Annotated in this window: 13 protein-coding genes and 3 tRNA genes; 5 read left to right on the plus strand and 11 right to left on the minus strand. The window is 58.6% G+C overall.

The window, feature by feature from the left end; all coding sequences use genetic code 11:
- Positions 1–17 precede the first annotated feature (17 nt).
- The 7 genes from hflX to nnr form a co-directional block, all read right to left on the minus strand.
- On the minus strand, positions 18–1,298 hold the full coding sequence (gene hflX, locus DTA24_RS25710; protein WP_004146725.1) for a ribosome rescue GTPase HflX: 1,281 nt from the start codon (positions 1,296–1,298) through the stop codon (positions 18–20).
- Between the two features lie 75 nt (positions 1,299–1,373).
- Positions 1,374–1,682 (minus strand): RNA chaperone Hfq, encoded by a 309-nt coding sequence (gene hfq / locus DTA24_RS25715; RefSeq protein ID WP_002885659.1) that lies wholly within the window; start codon positions 1,680–1,682, stop codon positions 1,374–1,376.
- A 92-nt stretch (positions 1,683–1,774) separates the two neighbouring features.
- A complete protein-coding gene (gene miaA, locus DTA24_RS25720; protein ID WP_123837126.1) occupies positions 1,775–2,725 on the minus strand; it encodes a tRNA (adenosine(37)-N6)-dimethylallyltransferase MiaA in 951 nt (316 codons plus the stop codon).
- Entirely contained in the window at positions 2,718–4,577 is a 1,860-nt protein-coding gene (mutL, locus tag DTA24_RS25725) for a DNA mismatch repair endonuclease MutL (protein WP_016160149.1), read from the minus strand. Before mutL ends, miaA begins: the two co-directional genes overlap by 8 nt.
- Before the next feature lie 10 nt (positions 4,578–4,587).
- Positions 4,588–5,943 (minus strand): N-acetylmuramoyl-L-alanine amidase AmiB, encoded by a 1,356-nt coding sequence (amiB, locus tag DTA24_RS25730; RefSeq protein ID WP_008807196.1) that lies wholly within the window; start codon positions 5,941–5,943, stop codon positions 4,588–4,590.
- A 16-nt stretch (positions 5,944–5,959) separates the two neighbouring features.
- Entirely contained in the window at positions 5,960–6,421 is a 462-nt protein-coding gene (tsaE, locus tag DTA24_RS25735; RefSeq protein ID WP_012543113.1) for a tRNA (adenosine(37)-N6)-threonylcarbamoyltransferase complex ATPase subunit type 1 TsaE, read from the minus strand.
- Positions 6,414–7,925, minus strand: a complete 1,512-nt coding sequence (gene nnr, locus DTA24_RS25740) for a bifunctional ADP-dependent NAD(P)H-hydrate dehydratase/NAD(P)H-hydrate epimerase (protein WP_164481355.1) — start codon at positions 7,923–7,925, stop codon at positions 6,414–6,416. The genes tsaE and nnr overlap by 8 nt, the downstream gene beginning before the upstream one ends.
- Positions 7,926–7,938: 13 nt before the next feature.
- On the opposite strand from nnr, the gene queG reads away from it, so the two are divergent.
- On the plus strand, positions 7,939–9,078 hold the full coding sequence (gene queG, locus DTA24_RS25745; protein WP_012543115.1) for a tRNA epoxyqueuosine(34) reductase QueG: 1,140 nt from the start codon (positions 7,939–7,941) through the stop codon (positions 9,076–9,078).
- 270 nt (positions 9,079–9,348) lie between these two features.
- On the opposite strand, the gene DTA24_RS25750 is transcribed toward queG, so the two are convergent.
- The 3 genes from DTA24_RS25750 to DTA24_RS25760 form a co-directional block, all read right to left on the minus strand.
- A tRNA-Gly gene (locus tag DTA24_RS25750) sits at positions 9,349–9,424 on the minus strand.
- Between the two features lie 72 nt (positions 9,425–9,496).
- A tRNA-Gly gene (locus tag DTA24_RS25755) sits at positions 9,497–9,572 on the minus strand.
- 68 nt (positions 9,573–9,640) lie between these two features.
- Positions 9,641–9,716 (minus strand) — tRNA-Gly (locus DTA24_RS25760).
- Positions 9,717–10,009: 293 nt separating this feature from the next.
- On the opposite strand from DTA24_RS25760, the gene DTA24_RS25770 reads away from it, so the two are divergent.
- On the plus strand, positions 10,010–10,741 hold the full coding sequence (locus DTA24_RS25770; RefSeq protein ID WP_016160145.1) for a transporter substrate-binding domain-containing protein: 732 nt from the start codon (positions 10,010–10,012) through the stop codon (positions 10,739–10,741).
- A 40-nt stretch (positions 10,742–10,781) separates the two neighbouring features.
- Here DTA24_RS25770 and orn read toward each other — a convergent pair whose 3' ends face one another.
- Positions 10,782–11,327: an oligoribonuclease gene (gene orn, locus DTA24_RS25775; RefSeq protein WP_004206435.1), complete on the minus strand. Its 546-nt coding sequence runs from the start codon at positions 11,325–11,327 to the stop codon at positions 10,782–10,784.
- Positions 11,328–11,421: 94 nt separating this feature from the next.
- Between orn and rsgA the strand changes: the two genes are divergently transcribed.
- From rsgA to mscM, 3 genes are all read left to right on the plus strand, one after another.
- A complete protein-coding gene (gene rsgA, locus DTA24_RS25785; protein ID WP_008807202.1) occupies positions 11,422–12,483 on the plus strand; it encodes a small ribosomal subunit biogenesis GTPase RsgA in 1,062 nt (353 codons plus the stop codon).
- 160 nt (positions 12,484–12,643) lie between these two features.
- Complete coding sequence (gene asd / locus DTA24_RS25790) at positions 12,644–13,606, plus strand: archaetidylserine decarboxylase (protein WP_012969117.1); 963 nt, start codon at positions 12,644–12,646, stop codon at positions 13,604–13,606.
- A 24-nt stretch (positions 13,607–13,630) separates the two neighbouring features.
- The gene (mscM, locus tag DTA24_RS25795) at positions 13,631–16,960 is read left to right on the plus strand and encodes a miniconductance mechanosensitive channel MscM (protein WP_022064597.1); all 3,330 of its coding nucleotides are present in this window, start codon (positions 13,631–13,633) and stop codon (positions 16,958–16,960) included.
- The last annotated feature ends 10 nt before the right edge of the window (positions 16,961–16,970 follow it).

A 16,970-nucleotide genomic window follows, 5' to 3' on the forward strand; every position in this document is an offset into this window, starting at 1 on the left:
TCAGGCAAGCTGCAAGGTTAAACCACATAGTCAACAAGCGTTGGCTCTTGCTTACAGAGGCGCCGCCAGTCAACGATCGGCATGCGCACCTGCAGACTCACGCTGCCGTCATCCTCCATCCACTCTTTTTCTATCGCCTGAAGCTGATAGAAACGGCTTCTCAGTCGCCCTTCTTTCGGCGGTAAGCGCAGCGTATGCTGGGCCACTTCACCGGAAAGACGTTCCGTTAATGCCTGAAAAAGCAGTGGTACGCCAACCCCGGTCTGGGCTGAAAGCCAGACCCGAATCGGTTTATTTTCATCGTCGCGATCGATGCGCGGTTCAAAATCGTCAAGCATGTCGATTTTGTTCATCACCAGCAGCGCGGGGATCTCATCGGCTTCAATCTCAGCGAGAACCGTATTTACCGCATCAATGTTTTCCTGCACACGGACATCCGCCGCGTCAATCACATGCAGCAGCAGCGTCGCCTGACGCGTCTCCTGCAACGTCGCTTTAAACGCGGCTACCAGATCGTGCGGCAGATGGCGAATAAAGCCGACGGTATCGGCCAGTACCGTTTCGCCGACGTCAGGGACGTCAATGCGGCGCAGCGTCGGGTCCAGGGTGGCGAACAGCTGGTTCGCGGCATAGACCTCGGCAGCGGTGATCTGGTTAAAGAGCGTTGATTTTCCGGCGTTGGTGTAGCCCACCAGCGACACGGTTGGAATATCGGCTTTCGCGCGCGACCGCCGCCCCTGCTCACGCTGTTTCTCAACTTTTTCCAGTCGCGACAGGATCTGCATGATGCGGTTACGCAATAAACGACGGTCGGTTTCGAGCTGGGTTTCACCCGGGCCACGCAAACCAATCCCGCCTTTCTGTCTTTCAAGGTGGGTCCAGCCGCGGACGAGACGGGTTGCCATATGGCGCAACTGCGCCAGCTCAACCTGCAGTTTCCCTTCATGGGTGCGCGCGCGCTGGGCGAAAATATCTAAAATAAGACCGGTGCGATCGATAACCCGGCATTCGCACAGACGTTCCAGGTTGCGTTCTTGCGCCGGACTCAGGGCATGATCGAAGAGCACGACCGACGCGCCGGTCGCTTTAACGGCTTCCGCAATTTCGACTGCCTTACCTTCACCAACAAAATACTTCGGGTGCGGTGCTTTACGGCTACCGGTAATCACCTGCATTGCTTCGACACCGGCGGAAGAGGCCAGAGTTTCAAACTCCTGGAGATCTTCCATATCTTTGTCTTGCGAAAAATAGATGTGTACCAGTACCGCCTGCTCACCGGCGTCATAACGGTCAAACAAGCGTAAACCCCTTATAAAATACCAGCGGGGAACACAGAAAACCTGGCTCCCCGGCGTGGAAAAACAGCACTGGCCTTATTCGGCGTCGTCGCTGTCTTGTTGCGGCGCAGAAGAGCCCTGCGCGCTACCACCGTGGTGATAGTTACTGGAACCGCCGCCAGCATTATTGCTGTGGTGAGACACCGGGCGAGACGGGACAACAGTAGAAATTGCGTGCTTATAGACCATCTGGCTGACCGTGTTCTTCAACAGGATCACGAACTGATCGAAAGACTCAATTTGCCCTTGCAGCTTGATACCATTCACCAAATAAATAGAAACCGGAACGCGTTCCCGACGCAAAGCGTTCAGGAACGGATCTTGTAAAGATTGCCCCTTAGCCATTCTCTCTTTTCCTTATATGTATGCTTGTTTTGTACTCAGAACCTTACGATTCTTAAAAAAAATTACGCACGATACCGTTCAATTGTACACGTTCAGTTCTGGCTCGCACCAACAACCTGTAATACTTTGTTGAGCGCTTGTTCAGGTTGTTCACTGTCTAACCAGTGCACACCTTCCCAACCGCGCAGCCAGGTGACCTGACGTTTGGCTAACTGTCTCGTGGCGCAAACACCTCGATAAACCATCTCATCATAAGGGATCTCGCCATTGAGGTATGACCACATCTGGCGGTATCCAACACAACGGATGGAAGGCATATCCGTATGCAAATCTCCGCGGGCAAAAAGCGCCCGTACTTCTGCTTCAAAACCTGAAGCTAACATCTGATGAAAACGCTGTTCTATGCGTTGATGGAGCAGTTCACGGCTCGCCGGGGCGATGGCGAACTGATGCACCTGATATGGCAGAGCGTCTCCTGACGTTTGCGTCAGTTCCGTTAAAGTTTTACCCGAAATGAAAAAAACTTCCAGTGCCCGGGAAAGCCTTTGCGGATCATTTGGATGAATACGCGCAGCAGCCACGGGATCAATTTCCTGTAATTGCTGATGTAACGCGTTCCACCCCTGCTCTGCGGCCTGCTGCTCAATCCGCGCTCTGACCTCTGGGTCAGCCGACGGTAAGGGCGACAATCCTTCCAGCAACGCTTTGAAATACAACATCGTTCCGCCGACTAACAGCGGAATACGCCCGGCGGCGACAATATCGGCCATCGCCGCCAGCGCGTCGCGGCGAAAATCAGCCGCGGAATAGGCTTCTGCGGGATCCAAAATATCCAGCAGCCGGTGCGGCGCAGCGCTAAGCTCCGCGGCATCCGGTTTGGCAGTGCCAATATCCATTCCCCGATAAATGAGGGCGGAATCAACACTAATCAACTCTACTGGCAAAACTTTACGTAAAACTATCGCCAGCGCGGTTTTACCTGAGGCCGTCGGGCCCATTAAAAAAATTGCCTTGGGCAGGCTCGCCTCGGTTACATCATTCATCTTTCAGGGCATTCATCGCCGAATGGAGATCTACAGGTTGTAACAGGCCACCCGGCGGCGTTTTCACCAGCTGCGGGCAAAGACGTTCGACGTCCGCCAGCAGCGCAATCGCCTGCGCCATATTCCATGACGCCTGTTCGCTCGTCAGATTACGCGCCATCCATTGGGCGATGTTGCCGACGTCGAATGCGTTTTGCTGCGCCAGGTAGCCTATCAGTTCAGGAATCAAGATTTGTAAATTTTGTTGTCTTAAGGGTAAAGGGACCGCGCGCACCGTCACGTGCAGGGCATCGGTATGAAGCTCGATCCCCAACTGCGTCAGCGCCGACTGCGCAGCGGCCAGCGCCCGCTTCTCCCCTTCCGTGACTTTTAACCGCAACGGGATCAGCAGCGGCTGGGCACATACCGCTTCCGTACCCGGCGTCAACTGCGCCTGGCGCAGCCAGCGCTCGGCAACGGTCAACGACAGCAGCGCCAGACTGCCCTCGCGCTCCAGCAGCGCGCAATCGCCGCCGACGATCGTCAGCACTCTGCCAAAACTCTGACTGTGACCAGCCAGTTCCGCCGGGGCGGCGGACGGCTGCGCGGGTCGCGGAGCGGCGGGCGTGTCGAGCAACTGACGATAAAGCGCGCCCTGCTGCTTCTGGTAACCGGGCTGCGCATGCGGCCAGCTCGCGCCGCCAGAACTGCCGCCGGAGACAGCCGGCTCACGCGACGATGTCATGCTGAATCGGGTTGCCGGTTCACGCGCTTCCGACGGCCGAGCAAACTGGTTGCCGCCTGCGGCGATGCGGTTCTCCGGCATCTGGCGCGGCGTCGGCGGGTCGTCTTTTTCCGCCAGCGGCGCATCAAGCTGTTGCTGCAGCACGCTCAGTACGCCCTGGTAGATAAAGTCATGCACCAGGCGAGACTGATGGAAACGCACCTCATGCTTGGCCGGATGGACGTTCACATCCACCTGATGGGGATCGATCTCCAGATACAGCACAAACGCCGGCTGCTGATCGGCGCCCAGCTTGTCTTCACAGGCCTGGCGGATAGCATGATTGATCAGCCGGTCGCGCATCATCCGGCCGTTGACGTAACAGTACTGAATTTCCGCCAGCGCCGGGGTGGTATGGAGCGGATCGGCAACCCAGCCGCGCAGGGTCAGATCGCCATGCTGCCACTCGATCGCCAGCGCATGTTCGAGAAAAGCGGCGCCGCAAATGGTTCCCAGCCGCCGCTCCCGCTGGCCATCCTGCGCCACTGCCCGATACTGTCGTATCACCTTACCGTTATGGTTGAGGTTAATGGTGACGTCGAAGCGCGCCAGCGCAATGCGGCGCACCACCTCGTCAATGTGGCCGAACTCGGTTTTTTCGGTGCGCATAAATTTGCGCCGCGCCGGCGTGTTGTAGAACAGATCGAGGACTTCCAGGGTGGTGCCGACCGGGTGCGCCGCCGGCTTCACCGTTACCGCCTGATCGCGGCCTTCGGCATAAGCCTGCCAGGCTTCCTGCTGCTCCGCCGTGCGCGAAGTCAGCGTTAAGCGCGCCACCGAACTGATACTGGCCAGCGCTTCGCCGCGAAAGCCGAGGCTGATAATCGCCTCCAGATCGTCAAGCGAGGCGATCTTGCTGGTCGCATGACGGGCCAGGGCCAACGCCAGCTCGTCTTTTTTGATGCCACTGCCGTTATCGCGGATGCGAATGAGCTTCGCGCCGCCGCGTTCGATATCAATGTCAATCCGCGTAGCGCCAGCATCAAGGCTGTTCTCAACCAGCTCTTTCACCACCGACGCGGGCCGCTCCACCACTTCGCCGGCGGCAATCTGGTTGGCGAGCTGCGGCGGCAGAACCTGAATCGGCATCCCCTGCTCCTTAGTTAATCAACATCCCGCCTGGCGCTGCGGCGCTGGCGGTCTGCGCCGCCTCGCCGCGAGGCGCCGACTGCAGCGGATGCTGCATAAAGTAGTTGCGCAGGCCGTTATAAATCGCCTCCGCAATCTGCTCCTGGTAATCATCGCTCCCCAGCAGCCGCTCTTCACCGTTGTTACTGATAAAGCCCGTTTCCACAAGGATCGACGGGATATCCGGCGAGCGCAATACACCGAGGCTGGCATGCTCCGGGCGGCGTTTGTGCAGGTTGCCAATGCGCTGCAGCTGGCTCAGCACGTTGGTCGCCACATCGTAGCCGACGCGCTGGGAATGACCGAACTGCAGATCCAGCACCGCCTGGCTCAGGTAGGGGTCGGCCTGGCTGTTCGCCAGCACGTCGCCTGCCCCGCCGAGCAGTTCAGACTGCTTCTCATGCTGCTCGAGCCAACCGGCCATTTCGCTGTTGGCGCGACGGTTCGAGAGCACCCACACCGAGGCGCCGGTCGCATCGCGGTTTGGCGCGGCATCAGCATGGATAGAGACGAGGAAGTTGGCGTTTTGCTTACGCGCCACGTCAGAGCGGCCCATCACCGAAATAAAGTAATCTCCGTCGCGGGTCAGCACCGGCTTAAACTGCGGATCGGCGTTCAGTAACGCCCGCAGCTTGCGCGCGATAGCGATAGTGACGTTCTTCTCTTTGGTGCCATTCGGACCAATTGCGCCAGGATCCTGACCGCCGTGTCCGGCATCGATGGCGATAATCACCTTATCATCCGCCGACACCGTACGGGCCGCCGGGCGAGTCACGGTCTGATTGTTGGTCATCGCCGGCTGGGAGGAGGTCATCGCCGTCTGCCGTTCATGACCCGACGAGCTGAACGGGTTACGCCCTGACGTCGCCGTCCGGGAAGGCATCACTGGCGGCGGGTCAGCCCGTTTCACCACCACAGGCGGCGGTGGCGGTGGCGGCGGTGCGTCGGCGTTGATGGTAAAGACCACCGTGTAATTCGCCCCGTTCTGCTGCTTCACCGCTCGCGTTTTACCATCTTCCGTCAAATCCACCAGCAGACGCAGCGTCTGCGTATCCTGCGGCGTACCGGCGCGAATACTCTTCACCAGGTTGCTGCCGCTAAACTGCAGCGGTAGTCCCTGCAATACGCCGGTCTGCTTGATATCCAGCGCGACCAGACGTTTACCCTGTGGGGTAAAGGAGTACTCCGGCTCACCGACAAAACTTAGGGTAATACGGGCCTGCTGGTCTCCGTTGGAGACCTGGATATCGGATAAACTCGCCGCAGTGGCGTGAAGACTCGAGAGCATTAGCGCAGCGGCAAGCCAGGTGGTTATGCGATACTTCATCCCGTCATCCTTCAGGCTAAATGGCTAAACGCGCCAGTAAAGATTCACCCCGTGAGGAGATCGCGGTAATACGCGCCTCACGCCCTTGTGCCTGGTAATCAAGGTGAATTTCAACATCCGGGTCAGGCAGGACACCTGCGCCTTGCTGCGGCCATTCCACCAGGCAGATGGCATCGTCGGCAAAATAATCACGGATCCCCATAAATTCGAGCTCCTCAGGATCCGCCAGTCGGTAGAGATCGAAGTGATATACCATCAGATTCTCGAGGGTATACGGCTCCACCAGGGTATAGGTTGGGCTTTTGACATTGCCGCGGTGACCGAGCGCCTGCAAAAATCCGCGGCTGAAGGTCGTTTTCCCCGCGCCTAAATCACCATACAGATAAATCACGGTGGCGCCGGTACAGGCCTGCGCGATGCGGTCGCCAAGGGCCAGCGTGGCCTGCTCATCGGGTAAAGGAATCACTCGGTTAATCATGGTCTACGTCAATCACATCCGGGTTAACAACACGCCTGAGCGTGGAAAAGAGATCGGTCGCCAGCATACCGCGGGTGCCCTCGCGAGCGGCCACCCGGTCGGCGGCGTCGCCATGAGCGACGCACCCGGCACAGGCTGCATCATACGGCGTCAGGTGCTGTCCTAACAATGCGGCAATAATGCCGGTAAGCACATCGCCCATCCCGCCGCTGGCCATCCCGGCATTGCCGGCATCGATAATGCCCATCGCCCCGCTTTCACTGGCCACCACCGTGCCCGCGCCTTTCAGCACAACCACGCCACCATACCGTTTTACCAGACGCTGCGCAGAAAGTAAGCGATCGCTTTCAATTTCTGCCACGCTGACGTTCAGCAGACGGGCCGCTTCGCCGGGGTGCGGCGTTAACACGCGATTGTGACGTTTATCGGGATTGAATGCCAGCAGGTTCAGCGCGTCGGCGTCCCAGACCATCGGTTTGTTAAAACTTTCCACCGTGCGCAGGGCGCTGCGCCCCCATTCGCGCTGCCCCAGACCCGGGCCAATCGCCACCACATCAGCCCACTCCAGCGCGGCTTTCAGGGTCTGGGGCGTCAGTTCATCCACCATTAATTCCGGCCGCACGGTGACAATGGGCGCCACGTTCTCCGGGTGAGTAAGCACTCGCACCAGCCCTGCACCGCTGCGTAGGGCCGCTTCACCGCACATACGGATAGCGCCTGCTGTGCCGCGATCGCCGCCGACAATCACCAGCTTGCCGTGATCGCCCTTATGGGAGGTGGCCCGCCGCGGCGGCAGCCAGTCGGCGAGGTGGGCGGCGCAAAACCGCGTCAGGGGAGTACTTTGCCCGGCGAGCCAGCGCTCGAGCCCAAGGGCATGATGATGGAGATGCCCGACGACATCCCGCGCCTTGCCGGTCAGCAGCCCGGGTTTGAGGGCGATAAAGGTCAGGGTGTGGTCAGCCTGAACCACTGCACCTGGCGTCGCGCCGGTCTGCGCATTCAGGCCGGAAGGGATATCCAGCGCCACCGCCGGCGCCGGGTGGTGGTTAGCCTGGTGGATGAGCGCCGCGACGGGATCGCGCGGCGCACTGCGCAGACCGGTGCCGAGCAGGCCATCAATAATCAGTGAGATATCGTCGGGCCACGGGATAGTCGCCGCATGGATCACGCCGCCGGCGTTAAGCCACGCCTCCCGCGCCGCCTGCGCCTCTTCCGGCAGCGGGCTGTCACTCTCTACCGCCAGCAGCGTCACCCGCCGCCCCGCGGCCTGTGCCAGACGCGCGACAACATATCCGTCGCCGCCGTTGTTGCCATGTCCGCAGAGGATCAGCCAGTGCGCGCTGGCGGGATAAGCGCGGCTGGCCAGCTGAAAGGCCGCCTCGCCCGCGCGCTGCATCAGTTCGAACAGCGTCAGCCCCAGGCTGTCCGCCGCCTCTCGTTCGGCCAGGCGCAGCGCCTCCGCAGGCCAAATGTTGTATGGTATACTGTCAGGGTTTTTCGTCATTGTATGGTCCATCATGTCACAGCCCCTCGATCTCGTTCAGTTAGCGCAACAAATCAAACAGTGGGGCACAGAGCTCGGGTTCCAGCAGGTGGGTATCGCCGATACCGACCTCAGCGCCAGTGAACCCAAACTGCAGGCATGGCTGGATAAACAATACCACGGCGAAATGGAGTGGATGGCCCGTCACGGTATGATGCGCGCCCGTCCCCACGAACTGCTGCCCGGTACGTTACGCGTTATCAGCGTGCGGATGAACTATCTGCCCGCCAACGCCGCCTTTGCCCGCACCCTGAAAGATCCCGCACTGGGTTACGTCAGCCGTTATGCCCTCGGGCGTGATTATCATAAGCTGCTACGTAATCGCCTGAAAAAACTGGGGGAGAAGATTCAGGAACAGTGTGCTTCGCTCAATTTTAGACCTTTTGTCGATTCCGCGCCTATCCTGGAGCGGCCAATCGCAGAAAAAGCGGGCCTTGGCTGGACAGGTAAGCACTCACTTATCTTAAGCCGCGACGCGGGATCATTCTTTTTCCTCGGCGAACTGCTGATCGATCTGCCTCTACCGGTCGACAGCCCGGTTGCGGAGGAGTGCGGACGCTGCGTCGCCTGCATGACCATCTGCCCCACCGGCGCCATCGTTGAGCCCTACACCGTCGACGCCCGGCGCTGCATCTCCTATCTCACCATCGAGCTGGAAGGCGCTATCCCGGAGGAGTTCCGTCCGCTTATCGGCAACCGTATTTACGGTTGTGATGATTGTCAGCTGATCTGTCCGTGGAACCGTTTCTCACAGCTCACCGATGAAGAGGATTTCAGTCCACGCAAAGCGTTGCATGCGCCACCGCTGGTGGAGCTGTTCGCCTGGAGCGAAGCGTGGTTTCTGAAGGTAACCGAAGGGTCGGCGATTCGTCGCATTGGCCACCTGCGCTGGCTGCGCAATATCGCCGTCGCGCTGGGCAATGCGCCCTGGGATGAAGCCCATCTTCGCGCGCTGGAGAGTCGCCGGGGTGAGCACCCGCTTCTCGACGAGCACATCGAATGGGCTATCGCTGAGCAAATAAACAAGCGGAACGCCGACGCCGTCGAAGTACAACTGCCGAAAAAATTACGTCTGGTCAGGGTAGTAGAGAAAGGCTTGCCGCGCGACGCCTGATTCATTCACAGGCTGTGAATAAAATCTAAAACACATTGCGTTTCAAGGCGCAGACCGAGGTCAAGTGATCGGATTAACATTTTGAAATGAAATTTAATTGTTAAATTTCAATGGTATATAAAGATACTATTTACAAAGCGAAGCATTTACGCCGTCAAAGACGGAACGACAACCTGTGGATAACTCTGTTCACAGTATTTCTGGATATCAAATGAAAATCATCCCCGGCGCTGGATTGCACTGTGGATAAATAAGAGATGGAAGAAAATTTGGAGCGGGAAACGAGACTCGAACTCGCGACCCCGACCTTGGCAAGGTCGTGCTCTACCAACTGAGCTATTCCCGCTTAATCATCGTCATTCAAGCTACCGTGTAGCAACCTGAATACTGCGACTGGTGTGGTATGTCTTTCAAATTTTGGAGCGGGAAACGAGACTCGAACTCGCGACCCCGACCTTGGCAAGGTCGTGCTCTACCAACTGAGCTATTCCCGCTTAATCTTCGGCTTTCGCCTCGCATCTGCGAGTTGAAACCCTGTGATCAGGATGGTGCTTTCAAATTTTGGAGCGGGAAACGAGACTCGAACTCGCGACCCCGACCTTGGCAAGGTCGTGCTCTACCAACTGAGCTATTCCCGCGTTACTGCTTTTTTGCCATATTTTGATGGCGTCGTAATTTGCATTTCTGCGTCGTTACGGGAGGCGCATTATACGAGAATTCGATGCCCCTGCAACCCCCTGACGATCACTTTTTTGCGTTTTTTGTTTAAATGGACATTTTCTCGCCACCTACGCCGCTGAATTGTATAAATAAGCGTCATAACGGGCAAAATTGCTTTTTCCGCCCGGCTGAATGACGCAAAATCGCTCGCATCATAGTGCGGTGGCGCGACGTATAACGTGGCCACCACGACGCCAAACAGGGAATTAGCATGAGAAAAGTCCTCACCGTCCTGCTGCTGAGCACGCTGGCCATCGGAACCGCGTCAGCCGAGACGCTCCATTTTGGCACTACCACGGCCAATCCGCCGTTTGTCACCGCCAACGGCAAAAATCAGCCCGTCGGCTTCGATATCGATCTCGCTCACGCCCTGTGCCAGCAGATGCAGGCGCAGTGCCAGTTTACGGCGCAGCGTTTCGATACCCTGATCCCGGCATTGCGCTTTAAGAAGTTTGATGCGGTGATTGCCGGTATGGAAGTGATCCCAATGCGCGAGAAGCAGGTCGCCTTTAGCCGCCCCTATCGCCAGGCCCTCTCCGGGGTGGTGATCGTCAATAAAGATGTCGCCCATACCTTTGCCGATCTGAAAGCCAAAAAAATCGGCGTGGTGAAAGGCACGCTGCACCAGCACTATCTGCGCGATAAGCAGAAGGCCGTGCAGGCGATCCCTTACGACGACGTCGCCAGCGCTTTAGCCGCGCTGAAAGCCGGCGAAATAACCGGCGTCATGAGCGACTTCGCCACCCTTGACGCCTGGCAACAAGAGAACCCTGACTACGCCATCATGGATGAGCGGGCCACCGACCCGGCTTATTACGGTAAGCAGTATGCGATTGCGGTGCGCAAAGACGATCCGGAGTTGCTGAATGCCATCAACGATGCCCTGACCGCGGTCATGGCGACGCCTGACTTCCAGCAGATGCAGCAAAAGTGGTTTAAATAATCAGAAAGATGTACCGGGCCGCACCAGGCCCGGTATTGGTTTACAGCTTAATGAAATGCTCGCGATAGTAGGCCAGCTCGGCAACCGACTCGCGGATATCGTCCATCGCCTGATGGGTGCCCTGCTTTTTAAAGCCGTCGAGAATTTCCGGCTTCCAGCGGCGAGCCAGCTCTTTCAGCGTGCTGACGTCCAGATAGCGGTAGTGGAAATAGGCTTCCAGTTGCGGCATGTACTTAAACAGGAAGCGACGATCCTGGCCGATGCTGTTGCCGCAGATCGGCGACTTGCCCGCCGGCACCCACTGCTTAAGAAACTCAATGGTCGCCAGTTCGGCATCGTGCTCGCTGACGGCGCTGGCCTTCACGCGATCCACCAGTCCGCTGCCGGTATGCGTCCGCACATTCCACTCGTCCATTAATGCCAGCTGAGCATCCGACTGATGCACGGCGATGGTCGGCCCTTCAGCCAAAATGTTCAGGTTGGCATCGGTCACCAGGGTGGCGATTTCGATAATGCGATCGCGCTCCGGATCCAGCCCTGTCATCTCAAGATCGATCCAAATGAGGTTGTTTTCATTTGCACTCATGCTATTTTCCACCCTTCTTGCGTGACTATATTCATCTAAAATAGCGTGTATCATAGAGGTTTTGCCCCATCAGGGCGACCAGGAGCCAGTTCGATTGAGTAAAAATAAACTCTCCAAAGGCCAGCAGCGCCGCGTCAACGCCAACCACCAGCGCCGCCTGAAAACCACTGCGGAGAAGGCCGACTACGATGACAACCTGTTTGGCGAAACGTCGGAAGGCATTGTCATCAGTCGCTTTGGTATGCATGCCGACGTCGAATCCGCTGACGGTAGCGTCCATCGCTGCAACATTCGCCGGACAATCCGTTCGCTGGTCACCGGCGACCGCGTGGTCTGGCGGCCGGGTAAAGACGCCGCCGACGGCGTAAACGTCAAAGGGATCGTCGAAGCGGTGCACGAGCGCGCCTCCGTCCTGACGCGTCCGGATTTTTACGACGGCGTGAAGCCTATCGCCGCCAATATCGATCAGATCGTGGTGGTTTCCGCGATCCTGCCTGAACTGTCGCTGAATATTATCGATCGCTATCTGGTGGCCTGCGAGGCGCAGGATATCGAGCCGTTGATCGTCCTGAATAAAATCGATCTGCTGGATGACGATGGCCTGCGCTTCGTCAATGAGCAAATGGACATCTACCGCAATATCGGCTACCGCGTGCTCATGGTCTCCAGCCGGACTCAGGACGGTCTCAAGCCGCTGGAAGCGGCCCTGACCGACCGCATCAGCATTTTCGCCGGGCAGTCCGGGGTCGGTAAATCGAGTCTGCTGAATGCCCTGCTGGGGCTGAATGAGGATCAGATCCTCACCAATGATGTCTCGGACGTTTCCGGCTTAGGCCAGCACACCACCACCGCGGCGCGCCTCTACCACTTCCCGCACGGCGGCGATGTGATTGATTCGCCGGGCGTTCGTGAATTTGGCCTCTGGCATCTGGAAGCGGAACAAATCACCCATGGCTTTGTCGAATTCCATGATTATTTAGGCCATTGCAAATACCGCGACTGTAAACACGATAACGATCCTGGCTGTGCGCTTCGCGAAGCGGTAGAGAACGGCAAGATCGCCGAAAGCCGTTTTGAGAACTACCACCGCATCCTCGAAAGCATGGAGCAGGTACAGGTAAAAACGCGTAAAAACTTTTCCTCGTCCGATGACTGATCATTAAGCTGAGCATCACGTCAGGCTCTGCCAGGACGCGGTCAAACTGCGACTAACGCGGATGCCATTTGGCGAGGTTTACGTATAGAATCGTCCCCTTTTTTCAGGACCCCGCCCGCGGGCGGGGTCAGGAACGACATATCATGGCCTGGAGGCTACTTTGTTAAACGATCTTAAACTTTCACTGCAATACATTCTGCCTAAACTGTGGCTCACCCGCCTCGCAGGCTGGGGTGCGAGCAAACGCGCAGGTTGGTTGACGAAACTGGTCATCGATCTGTTCGTGAAATACTACAAGGTCGATATGAAAGAGGCGCAGAAGCCGGATACCGCGGCTTATCGCACCTTCAACGATTTCTTTGTGCGTCCGCTGCGCGACGACGTTCGCCCGCTGAATACCGATCCCAACGTGCTGGTGATGCCGGCAGACGGCGTGATCAGCCAGCTTGGCGCCATTGAAGACGATAAAATCCTGCAGGCCAAAGGTCATGACTACAGCCTGGAAGCCCTGCTGGCCGGCAACTATCAAATGGCCGACCTGTTCCGTAACGGCAGCTTCGCCACCACCTATCTGTCGCCGCGCGACTATCACCGCGTGCACATGCCGTGCAACGGCATCCTGCGCGAAATGATCTACGTCCCTGGCGACCTGTTCTCGGTTAACCATCTGACGGCGCAGAATGTGCCTAACCTGTTCGCCCGTAACGAGCGCGTCATCTGCCTGTTTGATACTGAGTTTGGCCCGATGGCGCAAATTCTGGTGGGCGCGACTATCGTCGGCAGCATCGAGACCGTGTGGTCCGGCACCGTGACCCCACCGCGCGAAGGCATTATTAAACGCTGGACCTGGCCCGCTGGCGACAGCGAAGGCTCCGTCGCCCTGCTGAAAGGCCAGGAGATGGGCCGCTTCAAACTGGGTTCCACCGTGATCAACCTGTTTGCCCCGGGCCAGGTGAAGCTGGTCGACTCGCTGCAAAGCCTGTCCGTGACTAAAATCGGCCAACCGCTGGCGACCGCCGTGGAAGCCAGCACCGCTGCTGAACCCGCGCCGTTACCGGAAGAAGAGATCCGCGCCGAACACCGCGCCAGCCCGCTGGTTGACGATACACAAGACCAAGGTTAATTCTTCAGCAAAAAGGGTTATGCCGTGCGCCTGATATACACTTTCCTGTTGGCCTTGAGCCTCAGTTTCGGGGCGTACGCTGCGACAGCCCCGGATGCTAAACAGATAACCCAGGAACTGGAACAGGCGAAGGCGGCAAAGCCCGCCCAGCCTGAAACCGTTGAAGTTCTGCAGTCCGCGCTGAACGCGCTTGAGGAGCAAAAATCGTCCCTCGAGCGCGCCCGTCAGTATCAGGACGTTATCGATAATTTCCCCAAACTGTTTCAAAGCCTGCGCTCCCAGCTCAACAATCTGAGCGAAGAACCGCGCCAGGTGCCAACCGGCCTGACCGCCGATGCGCTGAACCAGGAGATCCTGCAGGTCAGCAGCCAGCTGCTGGAATCGAGCCGCCAGGCGCAGCAGGAGCAGGATCGCGCGCGTGAAATCGCCGACTCCCTGAACCAGCTGCCGCAACAGCAAACCGATGCCCGTCGTCAGCTCAATGAGGTTGAGCGCCGCATCGGCACGCAAACCGGCAACAATGCTCTCGCCCAGGCGCAAAATCTTGCCCTGCAGGCGGAATCGGCGCGCCTGAAGGCGCTGGTGGATGAACTCGACCTCGCCCAGCTTTCCGCCAACAACCGCCAGGAGCTGTCGCGCGCCCGTTCCGAGCTGGCGCAAAAGCAGAGCGAACAACTGGATGCCTATCTGCAGGCGCTGCGCAATTTACAGAACAGCCAGCGCCAGCGGGAGGCGGAAAAGGCGCTGGAGAGCACCGAACTGCTGGCGGAGAACAGTGAAAACCTGCCGCCGGACATCACCGCGCAGTTCAAGGTCAACCGGGAGCTCTCCCAGGCGCTGAACCAGCAGGCGCAGCGCATGGATCTGGTGGCCTCCCAGCAGCGGCAGGCGACGAATCAAACGCTGCAGGTGCGCCAGGCGTTAAACACCCTGCGCGAGCAATCGCAGTGGCTGGGCTCTTCCAACCTGCTGGGTGAAGCCTTACGCGCCCAGGTGGCGCGACTGCCGGAACGCCCTCGCCCACAGCAGCTGGATACGGAAATGGCACAGTTGCGCGTGCAGCGTCTGCGCTTTGAAGATTTACTCAGTAAGCAACCACAGCTGCGGCAGATCCGTCAGGCCGACGGCCAACCGCTGACCAGCGAGCAGAACAAGATCCTGCAGGCGCAGCTGCGCACGCAGAACGAGCTGCTGAACTCGCTGCTGCGCGGCGGCGATACTCTGATGCTGGAGCTCACTAAGCTGAAGGTCGCCAACGGCCAGCTGGAAGACGCGCTGAAAGAGATCAACGAAGCGACCCACCGCTATCTGTTCTGGACTTCGGACGTCAGCCCCATCGGCTTCTCCTGGCCGCTGGAGATTGTCCAGGATCTACGGCGTCTGATCTCCCTGGATACCATCAGCGAGCTGGGCAAAGCCAGCGCGATGATGCTCACCAGCAAAGAGACCTTGCTGCCGCTGTTTGCCGCCCTGCTGCTGGTCGGCTTCAGCATCAGCTCGCGGCGCCATTTCACCCGCTTCCTTGAGCGCTCCAGCGCCCGGGTGGGGAAAGTCACCCAGGATCACTTCTGGCTGACGCTGCGCACGGTCTTCTGGTCGATACTGGTGGCCTCGCCGCTGCCGGTGCTGTGGATGACGCTCGGCTATGGCCTGCAGTCCGCCTGGCCCTTCCCGCTGGCGGTGGCGATAGGCGATGGGGTCACGGCGACCGTGCCTTTGCTGTGGGTGGTGATGATCTGCGCCACCTTCGCCCGGCCAAACGGGCTGTTTATCGCCCACTTCGGCTGGCCGCGTAACCGCGTGGCGAAAGCGATGCGCTACTACCTGATGAGCATCGGGCTGATTGTGCCGCTGATTATGGCGCTGATCATGTTTGATAATCTTAACGACCGCGAGTTCTCCGCTTCGCTGGGCCGCCTGTGCTTCCTGTTGATCTGCGGCGCGCTGGCGGTGGTTACCCTGAGCCTTAAGCACGCCGGTATTCCGCTCTATCTGGATAAAGAGGGGAATGGCGACAATATGGTGAACCGCCTGCTGTGGAACCTGATGCTTGGCGCCCCGCTGGTGGCCATGCTGGCGGCCGCCGTCGGCTACCTCGCCACCGCCCAGGCGCTGCTTGCGCGTCTGGAAACCTCGGTCGCCATCTGGTTCTTGCTGCTGGTGGTCTATCACATCATCCGCCGCTGGATGCTGATCCAGCGCCGCCGGCTGGCCTTCGACCGGGCCCGCCACCGTCGCGCGGAAATTCTCGCCCAGCGCGCCCGCGGCGAAGATGAGCCCGTTCACGTCAGCAGTCCGGAGGGGTCGGTGGAGACGGAGGTCAGCGAGGTCGATCTCGATGCCATCAGTACCCAGTCGCTGCGGCTTGTGCGTTCCCTGCTGATGCTGATCGCGCTGCTGTCGGTCATCGTGCTGTGGTCGGAAATTCATTCGGCGTTTGGCTTCCTTGAGAATATCTCGCTGTGGGACGTGACCTCGACGGTACAAGGGGTGGAAAGCCTTGAGCCGATCACGCTTGGCGCGGTGTTGATTGCCATTCTGGTGCTGATCATCACCACTCAGCTGGTGCGCAACCTGCCCGCACTGCTGGAACTGGCGATCCTCCAGCATCTCGATTTAACGCCCGGCACCGGCTACGCCATCACCACCATCACCAAATATCTGCTGATGCTCGTCGGCGGGCTGGTGGGCTTCTCGATGATCGGTATTGAGTGGTCGAAGCTGCAGTGGCTGGTCGCCGCGCTGGGTGTGGGTCTCGGGTTTGGCCTGCAGGAGATCTTCGCCAACTTTATCTCCGGCCTGATTATCCTGTTTGAGAAGCCGATCCGCATCGGCGATACAGTCACCATTCGCGACCTGACGGGCAGCGTCACCCGCATTAATACCCGTGCGACCACCATCAGTGACTGGGACCGGAAAGAGATTATCGTGCCGAACAAGGCGTTCATCACCGAACAGTTTATCAACTGGTCGCTGTCAGACTCAGTCACCCGCGTGGTGCTGACGGTGCCGGCACCCGTGGATGCCGATACCGACGAGGTCACGAAAATTCTCATTGCCGCGGCGCATCGCTGCTCGCTGGTCATCGATACCCCGGCGCCGGAAGCGTTTCTCGTCGACCTGCAGCAGGGGATCCAGATTTTCGAGCTGCGTATTTTTGCCGCGGAGATGGGGCATCGCATGCCGCTGCGCCATGAGATGCATCAGCTGATCCTGGCGGGCTTCCGCGAACATGGCATTGATATGCCGTTCCCTCCGTTCCAGATGCGTTTGGAAAGTATCGACGGCAGGCAAAGCAGTAAAACCATGACCTCGGCCGGAAAAACCAGCCGCCGTACGGCTGGTAGCCTGTAAACCATCCCCT

It is taken from the genome of Klebsiella sp. P1CD1 (genome assembly GCF_003790505.1).
Classification (GTDB): domain Bacteria; phylum Pseudomonadota; class Gammaproteobacteria; order Enterobacterales; family Enterobacteriaceae; genus Klebsiella; species Klebsiella variicola.